Raw genomic sequence first — 23,339 nt, 5'->3', positions numbered from 1 at the left:
GGGATACAAATAAGGAATAAAAGTGGATATTAGTTAATTGCAACTGTCTAGGGGGCAAACCAAGGACAGTGCAAGAAAACTACAAATTAAGGTAACGTGATCACATTCTCAGATGTCTTATCAAAGAAGTGGGCTTTGTTGATGTTGAAAGCAAGATCAATCACTTCACCTGGACGATGGAAGTCACGAGCATCTACTTTAGAGATAAACTCAGTGGAACCAATCTTTGTATAAAGCATTGTTTCAGCACCAAGCAGTTCAGAAACGACTACTTCTGCACGGACAGTTGCTTCTGGTGAAGCTTCCAATGCGATTTGTTCGCTGTGGATATCTTCTGGACGGATACCAAAGACTAATTCCTTGCCTTCGTACCCTTTTTCGATAAGGCCTTTGTTTTTGCCTTCAGGAATACGTAAGTTTAATCCATGGCCGTCTGAGATCATGCCGTTTTTCAAAGTAACTGTAAAGAAGTTCATAGCAGGTGAACCGATAAAGCCGGCAACAAACATATTTTTAGGTGAGTTGTACACTTCTTTCGGTGAACCGATTTGTTGAATAAATCCGTCTTTCATAATAACGATTCGGTCTGCCATTGTCATCGCTTCTGTTTGGTCATGGGTTACATAAATCGTAGTTGTTTCAAGACGTTGATGCAGTTTCGCAATCTCCGCACGCATTGCTACCCGCAATTTCGCATCTAAGTTTGACAAAGGTTCATCCATCAAGAAGACTTTGGCATCACGTACGATGGCACGACCCAAAGCTACCCGTTGACGTTGTCCACCAGATAGTGCGGCTGGTTTACGGTCTAGATATTCTGTCAATCCTAAGATCTCGGCAGCATTTTCTACCCGTTTTTTGATTTCTTCTTTATCGTATTTACGTAATTTCAATCCGAAAGCCATGTTGTTGAAAACTGTCATATGTGGATACAACGCATAGTTCTGGAATACCATGGCAATATCACGATCTTTTGGTGCGACATCGTTCATTACTTTGCCGCCGATGGATAATTCTCCTTCAGAAATATCTTCTAATCCAGCGATCATCCGCAGCGTTGTTGACTTTCCGCAACCGGAAGGTCCAACAAAAACAATAAACTCGCGATCAGAAATATCTAAATTAAAATCTGTTACAGAATAATTATCATTGTTGTCGTATTTTTTATGCACGTGTTTCAGAGCCATTTCTACCATTAGGATTACCTCTTTCCATTTAGTTTACACCTGTATCATAAATGAAAACGCTTTGATTCAGCAACGGAAATATGCACAAGAAAAAAAACGTTTTCTTGTGCAAGTTGTTCAATCGGCTGGATGAGCGAAATTTTTGATAAGAAAATAGCACAGCAGCAGATCATCCATTTCTTTTAAGTTCAGATTAGTCATACTTTGGAATTTATCGATCTTATAAAGTAGTGTATTGCGATGCATGAAGAGTGACTTGGCTGTAGAACTGGCATTTCCTTGATTTTTCCACAGCGACTCGATCAAATGGATAAGATCGCTTTCCTGAAACCAATCCTGATAAAGTGTTCGAAATAATAGTTGATAGTCGGAACCGGCAGTGCTTAGCAAATGGATTAGAGATGTAGCCAGATCCAAACTTTTTAAATTGGTTTGTCGAGTCAATTGTTGAAAAAGAGTCATTTCTTCAGTCAGCAGAAGTGTGAAATCATGGCTCGAATGGTGAAACGGCCCTACAAATAAATGCGAGTAGCAGTCAAAATCCATATCTAAAGCAACAAATAAACCATCCAGTTCATCTAAGCGCAAGTTCTCACCAACCCGCTGTTCAACAATCAACGCACTGTCTTCGGTAACAAAAAAGAGGTCGACGACATGGGGGAGCATTTGCTGGATCTCTTGCAGCCACTCAGTCTGCAATAAATCGATCCCACTCGTAAATTTCACTTGCAACAAACGATAATCACCGGTCTCATTTATCGGCTGATGTTCAAATAAAATCGGGTACCATGGTCGAAAACGGTTGTCGATTACCGGAAACAGTGCACCGCTGCCTAATTGCAGCATGATTCTTTCTTTTGCCGATAGATCGGCAGTAGGCAGCCAGATGAATTTCTGACCAAATGGAATCGATTCGATTCCTGGATCTGTTGATTTTGCTGGATGCAAAGCAGCGTTTGGGTAATTTTCTTTAATATCTTTAAAAGAGAAAATAGGAAGAACCTCCTTTGCTGTCGTTGTCATTTATTGTATAGCAATTCATCTTTTCTGAACAGTTGCAATTGATCGAATCGTGCATTTAGCAGAGGCTGCCACTGACTATTATATTTCTGCTTCAGGTAAAAAATTGATTTTTACAAAATTACATTGACAAGAAAGCGCATTCTAAATATACTATATGTACGGACAACTTTCGAAAGATGGGATTAATATGACAACGAAGTACGAACAACTTGCGAATGAATTACGGGAAAACATCCGTTTAGGAACCTATAAAGAAGGAATGACGATTCCTTCGGAGGCTGTATTACAAGAAGAATATCATTTGAGCCGACATACCGTGCGACAAGCGATTGCTTTGCTAGTAAACGAAGGCTATTTACGTAAGGAAAGAGGATCTGGTACGTACGTTTCAAAACCTGAGAATCTTCCGCAACGCAGCCATAAAACGATTGGCATCATCATGACGTATCTGTCGGATTATATCTTCCCTTCAATTATGCGCGGAGTCGAGCAGACATTGCGGGAACAAGGCTATTCTTTGCTGTTGGGATCAACAAATAATGACCATGAACAAGAACGAGCTTGCCTTCAACAAATGATGGACCAAGGAGTAGATGGCTTAATCGTTGAACCGACGAAGAGCAGTCAATACAATCCCAATTTGGCCTACTACATGGCATTGAAAGAAGCAGGGATTCCGCTAGTGATGATCAATGCCTACTATGAAGAACTGGATCTGCCTCATATTTGTGTCAATGACACTCGTTCAGGCTATCTAGCCACGAATTATTTATTGGAACAGCAGCATCAACACTTGATGCTGATCACTAAAATTGATGATTTACAAGGGAAATATCGGATGAAAGGTTTTGTCAAAGCTTTGGAACAAGCAAAGAAAACATTTGCTGCTGAAGATGTCGTGACTTATACCACAGAAACCAAAGAGGCTGTCATTGCACAAGCGATTGACCGGTTGAACCAATCGAATGAGATCACTGGAATCGTCTGTTATAACGATGAAATTGCACATGGGTTGATCCAGCAATTAGAAGCCAATGGAAAGCGTGTACCAGAAGATTATTCAATTGTAGGAAATGATGATTCACCTTTAAGTACATTGACTTCACCAGGAATAACCACACTGGCTCACCCAAAGGAAGAGATGGGGATTTTAGCGGCACAATGGGTCACCTCAGGAACTACGTTGGAAGAAACGTTTTATTATGAGCCAGAATTGATTGTTCGCGGCTCCGTCATGAGCCATTCGTGATTTCATGTATATCAAAATTCAAAAGGAGAGAAGAGAAATGGAGCAGCAAATAAGTGAAGCGATTCAAGAAGGGCGCACGGCACTTGGAATCGAGTTAGGATCCACAAGAATTAAAGCTGTCTTGATCGATGAGCAATTTCAAACCATCGCAACCGGTAGTTATGAGTGGGAGAATCAGTTATTAGATGGTGTCTGGACCTATTCTTTGGCATCTGTCTGGCAAGGAATCCAAGAAAGCTATCAAGCATTAGCAGCTTCTGTTCAATCCCGATACGGGGAACCTTTGACGAGAATTGGTTCAATTGGTTTTTCCGCTATGATGCATGGGTATCTCGCTTTTGATGAGAATGATCAGTTATTGGTGCCTTTCCGCACTTGGCGCAATGCCAGCACAGAAGCAGCCGAAAAGGCTCTAACTGAATTGTTCCAATACAATATTCCGCAACGCTGGAGTATCGCTCATCTGTACCAAGCCATTTTGAATCAAGAAGCGCATATACCGGAAGTCAACTTTTTGACGACATTAGCGGGCTATGTTCATTGGCAGCTGACAGGTGAAAAAGTAATCGGTATTGGGGATGCCTCGGGAATGTTCCCAATCGACAGCCTACAAAAAGACTATGATCGACAGATGATGGCCCAGTTTGATGATCTGATCCTTCCAGAAAATTTACCTTGGCAGTTAGCAGATATTTTGCCCAAAGTCTTAGTGGCTGGTGAAGCAGCAGGCACTTTGTCGGCAGCAGGTGCTTTGCGGTTAGATCCAACAGGAACATTGTTGCCGGGTATTCCATTCTGTCCACCCGAAGGAGATGCGGGAACCGGAATGGTTGCGACGAATAGTGTTGCGCAAAGGAGTGGGAATGTCTCTGCCGGAACATCAGCTTTTGCTATGATCGTTCTTGAAAGCGGTCTCTCTAAAGTCTATCCAGAAATTGATCTGGTAACAACGCCAGCAGGAGATTTAGTTGGCATGGTTCATACGAATAATTGTACTTCGGAGATCAATGCATGGGTCAAAGTTTTTCGGGAATTTGTAGAAGCAGCAGGGGTCGAAATGAGCACAGAAGCTCTGTTTACGACATTGTTCAACCAAGCACTGAAAGGAGATCCTGACTGTGGTGGGTTGTTGTCTTATGGGTATTACTCAGGAGAGAATATTACAAAAATAGCAGCTGGTAGACCATTGTTTGTTCGCTCCCCAGAAAGCCGCTTTACTTTAGCAAACTTTATGCGGCTCCATTTGTTTAGTGCGTTTGGTGCGATGAAGATCGGGATGGATATCCTAACTAAAGAACAAGTCAAGATCGACCGAATCGTAGGACACGGAGGGATTTTCAAGACTCCGACTGTTGCGCAGCGGGTGTTGGCTGCTGCGATGGAAGCACCAGTGACGGTGATGGAAACAGCAGGAGAAGGTGGTGCTTGGGGCATCGCTTTACTGGCAGCATTTATGAAAAAAAAATCGGTAGAAGAAACACTTACAGTCTTTTTATCCAGAGTTTTCCAAGGAAAAGAAGGGACAACTTTAGCGCCATTACCTGAGGATATAGTTGGTTTTACTGAGTTTGTTAAGCGCTACCAACACGGTCTGCCGATCGAGCAAGCAGCGATCGATGGATTGATTTAAACAAAAATAGAGGTGAGTCATTTGTTAGAACAATTGAAAGAAGCCGTCTTCCAAGCCAATTTAGCTCTGCCAAAACAGGGCTTGATCAAATACACTTGGGGCAATGTGTCTGCCGTTGACCGCAGCCAGCAGCTATTTGTGATCAAACCTAGTGGGGTTGATTATGAAACGATGCAAGCTAGTGATATGGTGGTCTGCGATTTTGAGGGGAACGTTGTTGAAGGAAAGATGAATCCTTCTTCTGATACCCCTACTCACGCTGTATTGTATCGAGCGTTTCCAGAAATTGGCGGCATCGTCCATACCCACTCCACTTGGGCAACAAGTTGGGCACAGGCAGGAGTTGATTTGCCGGCAATGGGCACGACCCACGCTGACACCTTTTATGGCAGTGTCCCTTGTGCGCGCTTTTTGACACAGGAAGAAATTGACCGTGGTTATGAAGCAGAGACTGGAAACGTGATTGTTGAAACTTTCCAGGAACGCGGTATCCAACCTTTAGAGATTCCCGGCGTCTTGCTGCAGGGACATGGTCCATTCACTTGGGGCAAAGATGCTCAAAGTGCAGTCATGAACGCAGTCGTTTTAGAAGAAGTAGCAAAGATGAACGTTGTGACGCGTCAGATCAATAGTTATGCACCGGAACTGCCGCAGCGCATCCTTGACAAGCATTATCTACGAAAACATGGCAAAGATGCCTACTATGGGCAAAATTAATCAAGAAGGAGCAGACAATATGTTAGCAATCAGTAAAAAAGAATTTTGGTTCGTTGTAGGATCTCAGCACTTATATGGGGAAGAAGCCTTGCAAGAAGTCCGCGATCATACAGCTGAAATGGTCAAACGCTTGAATGACAGTGGAAATCTGCCTTATCCAGTCGTTTTACAAGAATTGGCAGTCACTGCGGACACGATTACAAAGATCATGAAGGAAGTCAATTATCGGGATGAAGTAGCTGGTGTCATTACTTGGATGCATACCTTCTCACCAGCAAAAATGTGGATCCGGGGAACGAAACTGCTGCAAAAACCATTGCTTCATTTGGCGACTCAATACAATGAACGCATTCCTTGGGAGACCATCGATATGGACTTTATGAATTTGAATCAGGCAGCTCATGGGGATCGCGAATATGGTTTTATCAATGCGCGTTTGCAGAAACAAAACAAAATCGTTGTCGGTTATTGGAAAAAAGAGACGGTCCAAAAAGAAATCGCAGCTTGGATGGATGTGGCGGTTGCTTACAATGAAAGTTTTGCTATCAAAGTCGCTCGTTTCGGCGACAACATGCGCAATGTTGGGGTAACAGAAGGGGACAAAGTCGAAGCACAAATCCAATTTGGTTGGACCGTGGATTACTTTGGCATTGGTGATCTTGTTCAAGTAATCGATGCTGTGACCGATGAAGAGATCAATGACTTGTTTGAAGAATACCATAATTTGTATGAGTTTGATCAGGGAGATTATGAAGCCGCAATCTGGGAAGCACATGTGAAAGTACAGGTCAAACAAGAAATCGGCATCCGCCGTTTCTTAGAAGCAGGAGGCTATAGTGCGTTTACGACCAACTTTGAAGATCTTTATGGCATGCAACAGCTACCAGGATTAGCTGTACAGCGACTCATGGCGGAAGGATACGGATTTGCTGGTGAAGGTGACTGGAAAACAGCAGCCATCGATCGTCTTATGAAGATCATGGCACATAATAAAGCAACCGGTTTTATGGAAGACTATACCTATGAGTTGACCGAAGGCAAAGAAGCCATCTTGCAGTCGCATATGATGGAAGTGGATCCAGTATTGGCTGTCAATAAACCAAAAATCGTCGTTTCGCCGCTATCAATGGGGGATCGAGAAGACCCAGCACGATTAGTCTTTGACGGACAAGGTGGCGCAGGAGTAGTTGTATCTATGGCCGACTTTGGCACTCACTATAAATTATTGATCAATGAAGTCGATGCTTTTGAGCCAACAGAAGCCGCACCTAAATTGCCGGTGGCTCGCGTGATGTGGACGCCTCGTCCCGACTTTCATCAAGGAGTCAAACAATGGATCGAAACGGGAGGCGGACATCATACGGTTGTTTCATTAGCGTTGACGTCAGATCAAATCGAGACGTGGGCAAAACTCGTTGGTTTGGACTATGTGACGATCAAGTAGCTATTAAAAAAGTAGACAAGACAACAGAAAAGAGCCAACACTGACAAGACCAAACCCTCTCATACTGAAACATGTTGGGAGGAACTCTGGTCTTGTTTTTTCTTGTGCTGAAGCAGACAAATCATAAGAGAGATGCAAGGTGTACAATCAGCAAAATTGACTTTTAAAATCGAGACGCATAGACTTTTAATTAAGAGAAAGCAAGGAGGAGTAGTATGGAGACAACATTTGATACCCAAGAGTATTTTGACAAAATGAATGCTTGGTGGCGGGCAGCCAACTATCTTTCTGTCGGACAAATCTATTTGAAAGACAATCCACTGTTACGGCGGCCCATTGAAGAAAAAGATCTGAAAGTCAATCCGATTGGTCACTGGGGCACCATTGCTGGTCAGAATTTTATCTACACCCACTTGAATCGTGTCATCAATAAATATGATTTGAATATGTTCTACATTGAAGGACCTGGTCATGGAGGTCAGGTGATGGTTTCGAATGCCTATCTGGATGGAAGTTATACGGAAATCTATCCAGAAGTAACCCAAGATGAGGCCGGGATGCAGCATCTTTTCAAAATTTTTTCCTTCCCAGGAGGAATTGCTTCCCATGCGGCACCAGAAACACCAGGATCGATCCATGAAGGGGGCGAACTAGGTTATTCCATCGCGCATGGAACAGGAGCTGTCCTTGATAATCCTGATGTGATCGCTGCTGTTGTGGTTGGAGATGGCGAAGCTGAAACCGGTCCGTTAGCGGGCAGCTGGTTTTCTAATACATTTATCAATCCGGTAAATGATGGGGCTGTTCTGCCGATCTTACATCTGAACGGTGCTAAAATCTCTAATCCAACGATTCTGGCTCGCAAATCGGATGAAGACCTAACCAAGTATTTTGAAGGAATGGGTTGGACACCTTATTTTGTTGAGGGAGATGATCCTGCTACTGTTCATCCGCAAATGGCGAGAGCATTGGACCGCGCCGTTGAGCAGATCAAAGCGATTCAAACCAAAGCTCGTCAAGGAAAAGCTGATGAAGCAGTCATGCCCCACTGGCCTGTTCTGATCGTGCGCACACCTAAAGGATGGACAGGACCAAAAATTTGGGAGGGAGAGCCGATTGAAGGCGGTTTTCGCGCCCACCAAGTACCTATCCCAGTCAATGCGCATCAGATGGAGCACGTGGATGCACTAATCGATTGGCTGAAATCGTATAAGCCAGAAGAACTCTTTGATGAATCTGGCCGCATCAAGGCTGAGATTCAAGAACTCGCGCCGAAAGGACAGCAACGGATGGCAATGAATCCCATCACTAACGGGGGAATCGATCCTCAACCGTTGAAAATCACCGATTGGCGACAGCATGCGATCGATATTGGTGTTCCTGGCTCAACCACTGCTCAAGACATGATGGAGTTCGGAAAGTTTGCTCGGGATTTGATTGTTGAAAACCCGACTAATTTTAGAATCTTTGGTCCGGATGAAGCCAAATCCAATCGTTTGAACCATGTTTTTGAAGTGACAAATCGCCAATGGTTAGAACCAAAACAGCCAAACTATGATGAATGGCTAAGTGCTACCGGACGGGTGATTGATTCCCAATTATCGGAGCATCAAGCAGAAGGCTTCCTAGAAGGCTACGTCTTAACTGGGCGTCATGGCTTTTTTGCTAGCTATGAATCTTTCTTGCGAGTGGTTGATTCCATGATCACTCAGCACTTTAAGTGGACGCGTAAATCGAAAGAATTGCCTTGGCGCCATGCCTATCCGTCATTGAATTTGATTGCTTCCTCAACCGTATTCCAGCAAGACCATAATGGGTATACCCATCAAGACCCAGGGATCATGACACATATCGCTGAGAAAAAAGCGGAATTCGTACGGGTCTATCTACCAGCAGATGCCAATAGCTTGATGGCTGTAATGGCAGAAACATTCCAAACTGAAGAACAGATCAATCTGATTGTTTCTTCGAAACATCCTCGGCCGCAGTTTTATACGGCAGAAGAAGCGGAGATATTGGTAAAAGACGGCTTAAAGATCATTGATTGGGCTTCAACAGACCAAGGAGAACCTGATTTGGTGATCGCTGCAGCAGGGACAGAGCCAAATTTAGAAGCTCTCGCTGCTGTAAGCCTGCTGAATGAGGCGTTTCCAGAGTTGAAAATCCGCTTTATCAATGTTGTTGATTTATTGAAACTACGTCATCCGGATGTCGATCCTCGTGGATTGACAGATGAAGAATTTGAGGCTTACTTTACTAAGGACAAGCCAATCATTTTTGCTTTCCATGGCTATGAAGGACTGATTCGGGACATTTTCTTCGGCCGCAAGAATCAGCGTCTGCATATTCATGGCTATCGTGAAAATGGCGATATCACCACACCATTTGACATGCGGATCTTATCTGAACTTGATCGCTTCCATTTAGCGAAAGACGGCGCTGAGTGGGTCTATGGCGAACAAGCTGCCGACTTTGCGCAACGAATGACAGAGACGGTTGCCTATCACCATGACTTTATCCGTGAGAATGGCTATGACATTGCTGAAGTCCAAGATTGGCAATGGAAACCATTGAAATAGAAGACGAATCAAACAAAAAACTGTCCAGCAACGATCAAGAGATCTGTTGTTGGACAGTTTTTTTTAAACAGAAGTCAAAATGCGATAAATTCCAATGAAGAAAGCTTTGATGCCTCGAAAGAAGCGGTTCTTATCGGTCAATTCATGATAGACTTCGGCGATCGTGCGACGGGTCAATAAATAGAAGAGAAATCCAATCAAAAATGTGAAAAGGAAAAAGAAAAACAACAGTCGCATAAATCATCACCTAAATTCTTACTCATTATTTCTTTATCTTAACAAAAAAAGCAAGGATAGGCGAAGCGATTTGATTTGGAACTGTAGATAAGGTTGGAGTAAAAAGCAAATCAACTATTTCACTGTCTGGAGAAATAGTTGATTAAGAGAAAGCTGCGATGAATAGTAATATATTCAGAGAATGTAAAATAATCTATCTGTCTCAAAAACCTTCGTTTTTGGGACAACACGAAAATAGACATCCGAAAACTTCGAATGTCTTACAAAACTTGAATTATAGATTTTTGTCGAAAAAATGTCTAAATGAGAAACTATTATCTAAAAAACGAAGATTTTTGGCACTAGAAGAAGGTACATGCATATAGAAAGCCTCAGAAAATCCATTTGTCGAAGTTGAGGGTTGGGAACAACTTTTTAAAGAAAATTCTTTAGATCGAACCTTATTGAAAGCTTGAAAGCGAATCAGCAGGTAAAGCGCATGGTTTGATTAACAAAACACCTTTAGCACAGAGACAATACAAAACATGTAGGTAATAACATCCATTGATGATAATCGGAATATGGATACTAAAGAGAAAGACTAAAAGAGAAAGGATGACTTGGTATGGGAAAGTGTAGCAGGATACTATTGTTGGGAGGCTTGTTGTTAAATCAAGCGCCATGGACAATGGTTGTTAGCGCTGATTCAGTGACTGAAGATACTGTTTCTATACAGGATACAGTAGAGAGCACGATCGCTGTGGAACAAGAAGAAACTTTAATGTCTCGTGATAGTAAGGATGAACACATTCATTCAACGAAAGATAATGATGGAAGGAATACAGAGCCCAGTGAACTTAGTCAATCAGATAGTTCAGAACCTGTCGAACTGAACGAATCGACTTCTTCTTCAAGTGAGAATGAAGTTAGAAGTCAAAATGAAACAGATGCAATAGAGAATCAAACTACTGAAGATCCTACTGAAAATATGGCCTCGGGAACTTATGGTACTTCAGATTGGTATATCACTTATGACGGAGTTCTCCATATCGGATCTGGAACATTCCGATCTACTTCTGAGATTAACCCTTGGTCCCGGTATAGGGTTAAAAAAATTGTGTTCGAGGGGAATGTTATTGCTGGTGAGGATTCTTCTTATTTATTTGGTAACTCCGGCGGTACGTGGACTGACCTTACTGAAATAGAAGGCTTGGACAAGCTGGATACTAGCCGAGTAACGAATATGTCTGGCATGTTTAATAATACTCGAGGGTTAACAAAGCTCGATGTATCCAACTTTGATACAAGTAACGTTACTAATATGTATGCGATGTTCAATGGACTGTTCGATTTGACTAGTTTGGACGTCTCCAATTTTGATACAAGAAATGTAACGAATATGTCTTTGATGTTCGCGAATGTGATTAATATCGATAAATTTGATTTAAGCAATTTTGATACGAGAAATGTTACGGACATGTCTTTGATGTTCGCAAACCTAAGAAGAAGTGATCTCGATACATTCAGTATGGATCTAAGCAATTTTGATACTAGCCAAGTAACGAATATGGATCGAATGTTTCAGGGCTTAAATAGAGTCTCTAGTCTGGATATATCAAGTTTCGATACCAGTAAGGTAACGAATATGTCTTCTATGTTTAGCGGTATGCAATCGTTGAAGATCATCAGATTAGGCCAGTCATTTTCATTTTATACAAATGCAATGTTGCCTAGTCCAATTTCATCAGAAATTTATACAGGAAAATGGGTCAATGTTGGAACAGGATCAATAGATTTCCCGAATGGGCTAAATATTTGGTCGGCTTCCGAGTTAATGGCAAACTACAATGGAGAAACTGACTCCGATACGTATGTTTGGCAGCCCAATTTAATAGATGCAGCTCCTGTAACAGTCAAGTATCAGAATTCTGAAGGCGAACAGCTGAGTGAACCAACGGTTTTAAGTGGAAAAGTCGGTATGGCTTATGAAAGCAATCCGAAAGAGATCACGGGCTGGAACGTGGTCAAAATACCAGATAATGCAGTCGGTGTATTTACTGAAGAAGCACAAGAAGTGGTCTATGTTTATGAGCGTTCAGATGCGGCACCAGTCACAGTCAGATATAAAGATACAGACGGCAATGAGTTAAGCGACCCAACGATTTTGAATGGCAAAGTCGGATTGCCATATGCCAGTGAAGCCAAAGAAATCCCAGGTTGGTATGTAGTAGAGACGCCAGCCAATGCCTCTGGAATTTTCAGCGAGGAAGCGCAGGAAGTGGTGTATATCTACGATCGCAGCGATGCGGCACCAGTCACAGTCAAATATAAAGATACAGACGGTAACGAATTAAGCGACCCAACGATTCTAAGTGGGAAAGTCGGGTTACCATATGCCAGTGAAGCCAAAGAAATCCCAGGCTGGTATGTAGTAGAGACACCAGATAATGCCTATGGAATTTTCAGTGAGGCAGCGCAAGAAGTGGTCTACGTGTATGATCGCTCAGATGCCGCTCCAGTGACTGTGAAATATCAAGATAGTGAAGGAAATCAATTAGCAGAGCCAACTGTCTTAAGTGGAAAAGTCGGGTTACCATATGCCAGTGAAGCCAAAGAGATTCCTGGTTGGTATGTAGTAGAGACACCAGATAATGCCTCTGGAATTTTCAGTGAGGCAGCGCAAGAAGTGGTCTACGTATATGATCGCTCAGATGCCGCTCCAGTGACTGTGAAATATCAAGATAGTGAAGGAAATCAATTAGCAGAGCCAACTGTCTTAAGTGGAAAAGTCGGGTTACCATATGCCAGTGAAGCCAAAGAGATTCCTGGTTGGTATGTAGTAGAGACGCCAGATAATGCCTATGGAATTTTCAGTGAGGCAGCGCAAGAAGTGGTCTACGTGTATGATCGCTCAGATGCGGCACCAGTGACTGTGAAATACCAAGATAGTGAAGGAAATCAATTAGCAGAGCCAACTGTCTTAAGTGGAAAAGTCGGGTTACCATATGCCAGTGAAGCCAAAGAGATCCCAGGCTGGTATGTAGTAGAGATACCAGATAATGCTTCTGGAATTTTCAGCGAGGAAGCGCAGGAAGTGGTGTATGTCTATAGTGTTCTTCATAAAAATAATGAAAAAGAGAATGATTCTAGAGGGACTTTGCCAGCTACGGGAGAAGAAACGTTGGGACAATCAATGTTGGTGATTTTAGGAACCCTACTAATTCTCTTATCGTATAGAATCAGTAAACGAAAAAAGAACCTATCAAATTAAGTGTATTATTTATAGTAAGAACATGAATAAAGTGTCTGGATATCATTTTTTCTGGACACTTTATTTTTTTAGTATATATTTATTTATAATCATGTTTTTTGAGATACAAATTGAGGAAATTATACTAAGAATCGATGAGAAAATCTTTCATTAAGTCAAAATATGAAAGCAAAAGGTAGTGATTAAATTTAAGAAGGAGTGAGGGTGCATGAGTTATAGTTGGATCTATTATGGACGAAAGGTGCGAAGAGTCGCTTTGTTTTCGATTAAGCTGATTGACTTTTTTCTACTGTATCTTGCTATTGGTAAACAAATTTATCTATCGTTTGGGCTGTTTATTCTGTTCACTTTGTGTTGGGCGGTCGGTTCAGGAGTGGCATTGATTAGAAGAAAAGTTAGACAAGATGATATTAAAGATAGACCAAAATCAGAAGCCTATCTTCATCCAAACCATGATCGTCGAGAAAATCTTATGTTATTCGCATGCATAGTACTATTAGTAGTCGAGCTATATATTGTCTCCTTGCCTGTTCCGTTATAGTCATGAAAAGACTGATTTTTTGCCCAATTTGCCCAATAGTTTTTAGTGGTTAGTTCTTTGTAACGTTCAAAAAAAGAATCGTATATAGTTTCTGGAGAACACAAATGAATAAAAAGGATCCTGTCTTTTTTATTTAAATATCCTTGTTTTATTTTAACTGTTGGTGTAAGTTTTTTTATGAGTATACAATGGCTATAATTTATTTGATTTAAATTGTGGTAAGCACATTGATTTTGAAGTGTCCCGTATTCGTAGCAGTTGAATGAAATACCATGTTAGTAGCGGTTTTTTCTTCAGCTGCTTACTATTTCAAGTACTATTATTTAGATATATTCATTACGTACATAAATTGAGAAGAGGTAAAAAAATGAAAAAGTGCATTGTAGTATGTGAAATAGTCAAACGTTAACACACCAAAAGGAGAAGAATATTATGACTACTTCATGAAATAAAATTTACCCAAGAACCAATGATACACAAACGATCTATCTAAAGAATGCCATCACTAACCCAAATATTAGCGTTGGAGAATACACGATTTATAATGATTTTGTAAATGATCCACGCGAGTTTGAAAGGAATAATGTGCTGTATCAATACCCAATCAATCATGACAAATTGATTATTGGCAAATTTTGTTCCATTGCTTGTGGATCAAAGTTTCTGTTTAATGCTGCAAACCACTCATTATCAAGCGTTCCAACGTATACATTTCCGCTATTTTTTGAAGAGTGGGGTCTTGATAAAGCCGATGTGGCTGCTGCATGGGACAATAAAGGCGATATTGTGATTGGCAATGATGTCTGGATCGGGTATGAGTCACTGATCCTGGCAGGCGTAACGATTGGAGACGGCGCCATTATAGGTACTAGAGCTGTAGTCACGAAAGATGTACCGCCATATACCATTGTAGGAGGCGTTCCTGCGAAACCAATCAGAAAAAGATTTAATGATGAAACGATTCAGTATTTACAAAAGGTCCGTTGGTGGGACTGGCCGGAAGAAAAAATAAAAGCGAACCTTGGGCATCTCATGTCTGGGTCCGTTAGTCAATTATCAAAGAAATGAGTAATAGAACTTTAACCAATGTATCTAGAGAATTTCTTACTGATGATACGAGGATACTCAGATAATTCGTTAATAAGTTATCCTAAAACTGTTTTATGAACATCAAAGTGTATTCATTAGCTTTGATGTTTTTTGTATAAAAGCCTAATTTTCAGTTCAAACAATAAAGTACCTAAGAAATAACAGCTTTCTGGACACTTCATTTTTGTTTTGTATTTGAATGTTTGCTAGTTTGACTGTATCATCTAGTCATTCAATTTTTCTTTAGTAAAAATCACTTTTATGTTAAAAAATGGCACTTGTATCATACAGTAATGTTCTAGATGAAAATCCTATAGAATATATCTTTTTTCATATTCAATCATTGAAAAGTTACTGATTAAGACACTGGATTGTAACGCAGCATTGAAGGAAGTTGATTATGCAGATCAATAGGAGGAGAAAGAGAAAGGACACTTATGAGACAAAATGAAATAGGCTGGCTATTTAAGTAGAAATTTAAATAATTATCAAAAAATCAAAAACATTATGGATTAATGCACAATCAATGATATTAGAAGGTAGAAGAGGTATAATTTATTTAAAGTAAGAGGTTAAGAGGTGAGGGCATGTATAAGTTTCTTTTAACTAAATTAGATCAAGATGTCTATGAAGTATTTGCTTATTTTTTTGAAAATGCTGAGGAATATGAAAGTATAAGCGACTTGGCAAATAAATTAAGTGTTTCGAAAAGAAGAATTGTTTTAGTTATTGACCGTGCACTGGATTTGAGAGAACGGTATCCCTTTTATGATATCGAAATAATTGACGGAAGAACCATTTCACTTCGATTTGCCTCAAATTTTTTACTTTCTAAGTTATATTCTGTCATGTTAGAAGAAAGCATGCCTTTTCAAATATTGGACCGATTATTCAGAGAGAAATATTTATCCTTGGAGAATACAGCGCAACAGCATTTTGTGAGTAATCGCACGGTTCAAAGAAAACTCAAGGAGATCATGGATATCCTTGAAAATTATAATATTTCGTTGAATTTAAAGAGGAAGCCGTTATTTGTAGGAGAAGAATATCGTATTAGGCATTTTTTTCATATCATGTATTGGCAAATTTTGGATGGCTCAAATGTACGTTATTTTGGCCTGACTCAAAAAAGTATTACTGGTTTCAAAGAAAGACTCGCGATGTATCCAAGTTGTTACCGAGGAATCGATCAAGAAAAGTTTATCCAATTACTGGCTTTAAGTCTCTATCGTTTAAAGAGAGGATTTGCTTTGAAAGAAATTCCACCGGGAATGACAGAAACATGCCATCTCACTATTCCTTTTGAGCAATTCAAAAAGGAGCTTATAATGCCCCTCTTAAGAGATAATTATTTGTTAAATGAAACTTCAGAAAATGAGTATATCTTCTTGTATTATATGTTTTCAGTAATGACCACCTATTTACCTGATGAGATCCCTACAGAGTTGACGATGACAAATCATTTTTCAGAAGAGAGCTTACAAGCCGCTAAACTTTTTTCGGAAACAGCGAAACAAGCTTTTCTTGTTCCTGATAGTGCTACAACGTATCTTTTTGTCAATGCATTGAACATCCATTCAACCTCTCTCATGTTTGCTTCTAAAAATAAGATTGATGCTTTTGGAAAAACAACAACAGACAAAGATTATCGAAGAGTATTCCCTAAACTATTTCCACTGGTTCAAGAGATGTACCAATCGTTATCAGAACAATCATCGATTTTTAGTACGCTGTATGTCTCAAATAACCGCCTGCTTTTTCAGTACAGTATGCTTCTTTCGATTGTAGCTAGAATTGATCGGTCAACTGTGCGGGTTTTTCATGAATCAAAATTTGGAAAAATTCAGGAAATTAGGCAAAAAGAGCGATTAAAACGATGGTTTGGATATACTCTTTCTTTTGTATCAGAAAAGCCGGATTTTGTCGTGATGGATTATCCTGTCGATCGTCAATACTTTATTAATCAAAATCGCGAAGTACGTTTCTTTAAATGGAATAGTTTCCCCACCGGAGATCGCTGGCTTGAATTAGTCGAGGCGATCGAAAAGTTCCAAAATGAGTCTATTAATGAGTCTATTCAAGAAACAGGGACAAATACCTCACTATAGAATCATTACAGATAACGTTAGATATCCGTATCTGCTAGTGACGATCTTTTTCGAATTGGCAGTATCAACAGCTAAGGTGTGAACTTGACTAAATCAAATGTTCAAGATCAACAAGCGAATACTTAGCAGACCCAAAACACGTGGCTGCAAGTATGACTGCTTATCCATTTTTATGACTGCAATATAAGTGACAGTGAAAACAACTCTAAACGATATTTTTGATGCAATGCTGCGCAAGTGGGCAAGTCCTTTTATCGTTGAGACAGTTGATTTGCTCAAACGCTTGTATTGCGGTTTTTTTGTCTTTTCTCTAAGTGAATGATTAGGAATAAAAAGAGATCTTCCATGTTCAAAATCTTTTCGCATAATCCGTTGAAATACTGATATGAATGTGATTATTTTCTTTTTTGTCATAATTTCCAAAGGATTTTAATTATTTTTTTTAAACAGGACGAATCTTGTCTTTTTTAGAGCAGATGTTGTCGTGTTCGCTACTCAGAGCCATGTGATAATACATACTTAAGGAATGAGGACAACAGGAGTATTAAAATATGTCTGAAGTAGTTGTCAGTTGACAGCTTTTTTGCATTGGATAGAACGAGACTGTGTTCATTCACTTAGATAGAAAGAAGGAAAAATAATGAGAAGATCGAAGAAGCAAGAAATCGTATCACGTATTCTTGTCAGTTCCTCTGTATTTATATTAGGCAGCCCGATTTTTACACAAGCACTTTTTAGTATTCCTGCATCAGCTGCATCAATTAGCACTACAGCAGCAGAAGAAACAACGAATAGTTCAGCAGCAGAAGAAACAATGCTTACTGCGGGGGAGTTGTTGCCTGAACAGCAAGAAGTAGAAAAAGTAGTCGAGGAAACTGTAGGAACAGAGTCAGAAGCAATAGAATCTGAAGAGCAAGCGACAGCAGAAGAATTTGCAGCAACTAAAACGGAATCTGAAGAAGATGCAGAGAAAAACAGTTCAGAAGCGTCGACAGACAGTACAGCAGCAACTGAAGAAAAGAAGGCTGCTCTTGCAGACAATATCCTTTGGAGTGGAATGTGGGGGACTGCTCCAGCAACCCTTGATATTGAGGGAGTTCTAACTGTAGGAGAAGGCACGCTTACTACAACGGTAGATCAAGTGATTCCAATAGCAGAAGTTTCATCAAACATGACTATTAGAAAAGTAGTTCTCACTGCCCCTGTTGTTCTTCCAGCAGATGTTCCTGGACTATTTGAAAGCACTGGCCATTATGGAAAAGTGCCTTCAGAGTTGGATGAAATCGTGAATCTACATTTGCTTGATACAAGTCAAGCCACAACAATGAACAGCATGTTTTATGGCTTTAGAGGGACTAGTTTAGATTTATCAAATTTTGATAGTACCAATGTAATCAAAGCCTTAGGGGCTGGAATGAATCAATTTCTAGCAAATGCACGATATCTAAAAGAAATACGACTAGGGGAAAAATTCAGCTTTGTCGGCTGGAACAATTGGCCAGGTAATGAGTACCCAGTTAATTTGACAAATCCAAGTGGAATGATTGGATTTAGTTCAAGCTATTATACCGGTTATTGGCAAAATGTTGGATCAGGTACGATAGACGCTCCTTATGGTGATCAGGTATTCCTGTCTAAGGAACTGGTATTGAATTATGATGGAGCGACTATGGCTGATACCTATGTATGGCAGCCAAGGTATATTGAAGGGGCACCAATCACAGTGAATTATATCGATGAAGAGGGGAAAGAATTACTTCCTCCAAGTATAATGACTGGTGGCAATATAGGCGATTCATATACGATTACTCCGAAAGATATCCCTGGATATATCTTGAAAGAAGTGCAAGGTGATGAGACAGGAATCGTTAGCAAAAATCCCCAAACAGTCACGTATGTTTACAGCCCTAAAATAGAAACGAGAGAGGAAAGTAAAATAATCGCACGGATAATCCATTATTTGTATGAAGACGGATCAGAAGCCGCGCCGGATCATGTGGATACAATAGAATTTATACGAACAGTCACCATTAATGAAGCAACCGGTGAAACCTCCTATGGTGATTGGGAAGCCAAAGACAATGACACCACTTTTGATGCGGTGGTCAGTCCAGAAATAGCCAACTACACGCCAGATAAAAAAGGTGTGGCAGAAATGGTTGACTTGACAGCAGAATCGAAAGACAGCGAAGTAACGGTTACTTACAAGGCAAACATGGTGGAATCAACCGAGACCAAAGAAGTGCAACAAACGATCCATTATCTGTATGAAGACGGTACAGAAGCCGCCCCAGACAAGGTGGATACAGTCACTTTCACCCGAACAGTCACCACCAATGAAGCCACAGAGGAAACAACGTATGGTGAGTGGCAAGCCAAAGACGATGACACAACCTTTGATGCGGTGACTAGTCCAGAAATTGAGCACTACACTGCAGATAAGCCAACTGTTGAAGAAGTCACTGGTTTAACGCCAGAGTCAAAAGACAGCGAAGTAGGCCAAGATGAGCAAATAAAGATCAATCGCTGTCTAGATATGCCAGTTTTTAAATACATTCGGCATAGTTATTTTTCAAAAAAATATATTTGTTCATCAGATGAAGCGACAATCGTCACCTATTTTATCTGCTTATTTTTAATTACAGTTGGTGGGATCCCCTATGAGGAAATTCGACTAGGATTATATACTAGCAAAAATCCCGTCTTTGAGATAACCGATGAAATAATGGCCGCGATCCAGTCGATTTATAAACTAAAGTCAAATTCAACCATTAAATCCAGTGTCTTTTCTCTCATCGCCCAAGTTTATTATTTTCATGGGGTCAATTATTCGATCGATAAAGTCACTTTGAATTATTACCATAACTTGTTTAACAATTCGTTTAGAAATCAGTTTGTCTTAGACATAATAGAAAATATTATTGAACCGACTAAATTGTTCAACCACACGAAATTAAAGTATTTGAAAAAAAGATTAGTGTTCTTAATTTACATGCTGTCTCCTAAAGAGGAGTATCAAGTGAGAATAGCGGTCTTAAATATGGGCTCTAATATTTTGGCAGATGCCTCTATTTACTTATTAGAAAATGAGTTGAAAGGGAAACAAGACGTTGTTCTCCTACCCTATACAAGTGATGAACCGTTTGATTTATTGATCTCTAATGCCTACCTTCCCGCATTAGGGAACAATTACAGTCAGTTCTATCAAGTAACGGCAATCGGCGCAGATTTAGAGATAAAGAAAATTTTTACTATTATCGATCAAATAGCCTATTCCAAGTATCGTTCTTTTGTTATTAAGTAATAGTTACTGTAGAAGACGTAGGATGGATGCAGCGAATGCGAGAACTAAAGAAAGGCTTAGAGTAACGGTGATTGTAAAGTGTCGCGCTCTATAACTAATTTAATAGCAGAATATTTTGTTAACATAGAGTAAGAAGAATTTTTTAATCTGATGAAATTTTATTAGTTAGTAGGAAGTCAATAACCCTCAAACGTTCTTTGTCATTAGTAGTATGACAAAGAACATTTTACTAGGTTCAGTTCTTTTTCTAACAAGTTCAAGGAGGGACTCATAAAGACAAGCGAATAAAGGGATCGTTTTGTTTTTTGAGGGGTAAAGCATCTAAGTGAATCAGCTCGTCAAAAGAGTCTAGAAAATCAGGACTAGTTGAATGAGTAACTACGATAATTATCTTATCATTGAAAGAGTTGATCAAATCTTTGATAATCAGCTCATTTCCACTATCAAGCCCAGAAGTCGGTTCATCCAATAGAATGATATCGGAATTTTTAAAGACAGCGCGAGCGATTTCGATTCTCCTTAATTCCCCTCCTGAAAGAAAATTTATCCATTTGTTTTCTTGGTCTTCTAATAATTTCTCGTAGTTAAAGCGATTGGCCAAGCCACTCTTATTTAATGCATCAACAACTCTTTCAAGTTCAAAATCATTAAAAACAGAGAGATTAGAAGCAATACTGGTCTGAAAAATAGCGGTCTTTTGTTGGACAAGTGAGACTTTTTGATACAAGGAATCTCTAGAAATTTGATTCATCTCTTGTTCATTGATAAATAGTTGACGGTCACCGACAGAATAAATGCCTGCTAAAATATTCAATAGCGTGGATTTACCGCTGCCACTCGCACCTGTAATTGCATACTTTTTCCCTCTTTCAAATTGATAGCTTAATTCATTGATTAATGTACGGGTACCATAACTATAGCTTAAGTTAGCAATCGACAAAGTTGTGATGGGACTTTCAAGAATGATTGATCGAGTCATTTCATCATCATCTGTACTATCGATAAAAGATATAAGATCATCAGCGACTTTCTTACTGGATAAAATATCGGTAATCGAGGTGCTGAAATATTCCAATGGACCGGCAATCTTACTCATTAAGGTAGTCATAGCAATGAGGTTAGGAAGGGTTATTATTTTTGCTGCAACAAAAAAACCACCAATAATCCACGTTCCAGAGTAGGCAAGGTCGCCAAGACCAAAAGAAATCGCGTAGGTAAGTCCTTGTAACGATTCAAAATGAATATTTTGCTTTTTCAGTCGCTCGCTACTTTCAGAAAAACGTGTAGCATATTTCGGGAATCCTCTGCCTACTCTTAGTGTCAGATAGCCAGAAAGAAGTTGTTCAAATAAACTGAGTGTATGATCTTGTGCCTCGACCGCCGCTTTACGACGAGTTCCAAGAATTTTTTTGGCAAAATAAGGAGCTAACAAGGGGCTAAAGGCTAGCAATAGCATGACAATTGAAAAGGAAGCACTAAGTCTTAAAGAGAAAAGAAGTGAAAAAATAAAGGTAAAGATGCTTAAAACCAATCCAAATCCAGGTTTCAAAAATTCTTGCTCAATAACTTTTATTTCATTGGCTAGCTTTGAAAGGTAATAATTTTTTTCGCTTTTTAAAAACTTTTCTGGATCCATTCGGACTATCTTTTGCGAGAGGCCGACTCTCAGCTGATCCGTTATTGAGTGGACCAAGATAGATTTACTGCGTCTGGGGACAAAGTCGCTCATGGTGTTTAATAAGATATAAAAGAAGGCGAATAAGCCAACAACCATAAGCTTTTGTATATTTCCTGACATAGCAACTTCTGTGATAAGGCTATAAACAAGTGCAACGCCAACCTGAATAAGCGCAGCGATTGCGCAAATAATCACATGCGTAACAAGCAGTTTTTTATTTTTTAGTACTATCTTTTTCATTTTCTCCCTCCTTAAGTAAACTATAACATAGTGATTTGATACATATATAGTGCAAAAAGATACTATTTTTTTGATTGTGGAGCATCATGGTAGGCTTACCATACAATCAAAGAAGAGTTATGGAAAAAATTTAGGATTGGTGTTAAACCTTCAGTTGCTATACTAGATTTAAGTGCAGTAACATCTGTTATAGGGGGGAGCATCAGAAATAGAACAACATAATCGTACGTCATTACTTGATATTGAAGAAATGCATACAATATAGTTCGAAAAACAATAAATGTAATTTTTTGAAAGTGTTACGTTTGGATTAAAAGCAGATAGAACGATAACTAACGAATAAAGAAAAAGCTATCTAGTTTTATGCTCTTCATTCTCCCCGTTATGAATATTGATAAGATATCAAATAATCAGTGTTCTTATTAGTAGAGACCTATCTAGGCGCTTAGATCAATTATTACTTGCTTTATTTTAGATAGGACGAAAGATAAATAATACATAACGACACCTCTTCTCATATTCATAAGTATGAGAGGGGTGTCGTTATTGTTACAAGCAGAAAAACTGTTCAAATTCCGCCTAAATTTAGGGCGTTCAGAATTGTTTTTCTGATAACTGTAGTATTTCCGGAAACCATATCTTTAAAAGAAACAGCAATGCCTTGTTTTTTTATTTCTTCGCTTAGATAGTTTGAATCCATATCATTAAAAACAAGTAAATCTGCAGCAGGAATATCATTACTTGAAATATCATAACTAATAAATTGAGTCTCAATTTCTGCTGGTAAGAGTGTCTTGATTTTTTCTTGAAATGATTTTGCTTGTCTAAGATTCATTGTTGTGCTGTAACCGAATGGTGCCATACCCCGAACATTGATAGAAAAAATCCAACAGATTTTTTTCATTGCTAAAACTCCTTTTTAAAAAGTGTATCATCTAATAAAGGGTAACTCAATAAATTTTCAAATTCATCCTTTTATTTTTAGAGGGTATTCGGATTATCGTGTGGAACTCCCCAAATAAATAGATAATGTTTATCTTATCGTAAATCGGATAATAGTGTG

General features: G+C 39.5%; 14 protein-coding genes. 9 read left to right on the top strand and 5 right to left on the bottom strand.

All coding sequences use genetic code 11. The features are described from left to right. Positions 1–86 precede the first annotated feature (86 nt). Both AB5Z52_RS07915 and AB5Z52_RS07910 read right to left on the bottom strand, forming a co-directional pair. On the bottom strand, positions 87–1,196 hold the full coding sequence (locus tag AB5Z52_RS07915; RefSeq protein ID WP_368243696.1) for an ABC transporter ATP-binding protein: 1,110 nt from the start codon (positions 1,194–1,196) through the stop codon (positions 87–89). A 108-nt stretch (positions 1,197–1,304) separates the two neighbouring features. Continuing rightward, the gene (locus AB5Z52_RS07910) at positions 1,305–2,210 is read right to left on the bottom strand and encodes a helix-turn-helix domain-containing protein (RefSeq protein ID WP_137264617.1); all 906 of its coding nucleotides are present in this window, start codon (positions 2,208–2,210) and stop codon (positions 1,305–1,307) included. A 154-nt stretch (positions 2,211–2,364) separates the two neighbouring features. Here AB5Z52_RS07910 and AB5Z52_RS07905 point away from each other — a divergent pair, with 154 nt between their 5' ends. The 5 genes from AB5Z52_RS07905 to AB5Z52_RS07885 all read left to right on the top strand — a co-directional run bounded on the left by AB5Z52_RS07905 (position 2,365) and on the right by AB5Z52_RS07885 (position 9,829). After that, a complete protein-coding gene (locus AB5Z52_RS07905) occupies positions 2,365–3,459 on the top strand; it encodes a GntR family transcriptional regulator (RefSeq protein WP_003128184.1) in 1,095 nt (364 codons plus the stop codon). 37 nt (positions 3,460–3,496) lie between these two features. Then, on the top strand, positions 3,497–5,089 hold the full coding sequence (locus AB5Z52_RS07900; RefSeq protein WP_041119874.1) for a xylulokinase: 1,593 nt from the start codon (positions 3,497–3,499) through the stop codon (positions 5,087–5,089). 21 nt (positions 5,090–5,110) lie between these two features. Continuing rightward, on the top strand, positions 5,111–5,806 hold the full coding sequence (locus AB5Z52_RS07895) for an L-ribulose-5-phosphate 4-epimerase (RefSeq protein WP_137264616.1): 696 nt from the start codon (positions 5,111–5,113) through the stop codon (positions 5,804–5,806). 19 nt (positions 5,807–5,825) lie between these two features. Further along, entirely contained in the window at positions 5,826–7,250 is a 1,425-nt protein-coding gene (gene araA / locus AB5Z52_RS07890; RefSeq protein WP_137264624.1) for an L-arabinose isomerase, read from the top strand. 215 nt (positions 7,251–7,465) lie between these two features. Next, a complete protein-coding gene (locus tag AB5Z52_RS07885; protein WP_029486312.1) occupies positions 7,466–9,829 on the top strand; it encodes a phosphoketolase in 2,364 nt (787 codons plus the stop codon). Between the two features lie 63 nt (positions 9,830–9,892). Here AB5Z52_RS07885 and AB5Z52_RS07880 read toward each other — a convergent pair whose 3' ends face one another. Beyond that, positions 9,893–10,066 carry a hypothetical protein gene (locus tag AB5Z52_RS07880; RefSeq protein WP_005470142.1) on the bottom strand — a complete coding sequence of 58 codons (174 nt, stop codon included), beginning with the start codon at positions 10,064–10,066 and terminating at the stop codon, positions 9,893–9,895. Between the two features lie 604 nt (positions 10,067–10,670). Between AB5Z52_RS07880 and AB5Z52_RS07875 the strand changes: the two genes are divergently transcribed. The 4 genes from AB5Z52_RS07875 to AB5Z52_RS07860 all read left to right on the top strand — a co-directional run bounded on the left by AB5Z52_RS07875 (position 10,671) and on the right by AB5Z52_RS07860 (position 20,358). Beyond that, on the top strand, positions 10,671–13,316 hold the full coding sequence (locus AB5Z52_RS07875; RefSeq protein ID WP_368266873.1) for a MucBP domain-containing protein: 2,646 nt from the start codon (positions 10,671–10,673) through the stop codon (positions 13,314–13,316). Between the two features lie 1,126 nt (positions 13,317–14,442). Further along, positions 14,443–14,925 carry a CatB-related O-acetyltransferase gene (locus AB5Z52_RS07870; RefSeq protein ID WP_349701907.1) on the top strand — a complete coding sequence of 161 codons (483 nt, stop codon included), beginning with the start codon at positions 14,443–14,445 and terminating at the stop codon, positions 14,923–14,925. A 608-nt stretch (positions 14,926–15,533) separates the two neighbouring features. Continuing rightward, entirely contained in the window at positions 15,534–17,054 is a 1,521-nt protein-coding gene (locus tag AB5Z52_RS07865) for a helix-turn-helix domain-containing protein (protein ID WP_029486314.1), read from the top strand. 640 nt (positions 17,055–17,694) lie between these two features. Next, positions 17,695–20,358 (top strand): MucBP domain-containing protein, encoded by a 2,664-nt coding sequence (locus tag AB5Z52_RS07860; RefSeq protein WP_231450746.1) that lies wholly within the window; start codon positions 17,695–17,697, stop codon positions 20,356–20,358. A 268-nt stretch (positions 20,359–20,626) separates the two neighbouring features. On the opposite strand, the gene AB5Z52_RS07855 is transcribed toward AB5Z52_RS07860, so the two are convergent. Both AB5Z52_RS07855 and AB5Z52_RS07850 read right to left on the bottom strand, forming a co-directional pair. After that, a complete protein-coding gene (locus tag AB5Z52_RS07855; RefSeq protein ID WP_137264615.1) occupies positions 20,627–22,276 on the bottom strand; it encodes an ABC transporter ATP-binding protein in 1,650 nt (549 codons plus the stop codon). Between the two features lie 568 nt (positions 22,277–22,844). Next, complete coding sequence (locus AB5Z52_RS07850; protein ID WP_003128211.1) at positions 22,845–23,180, bottom strand: hypothetical protein; 336 nt, start codon at positions 23,178–23,180, stop codon at positions 22,845–22,847. Positions 23,181–23,339: the final 159 nt, after the last annotated feature.

The organism is Enterococcus sp. RTP21361st1_A6_RTP21361_211029 (genome assembly GCF_040910045.1).
In the GTDB taxonomy this organism is placed as follows: Bacteria; Bacillota; Bacilli; order Lactobacillales; family Enterococcaceae; genus Enterococcus_D; species Enterococcus_D gallinarum.
Note: the sequence above shows the minus strand (reverse complement) of the source record. Positions and strands in the feature narration are given on the sequence as shown.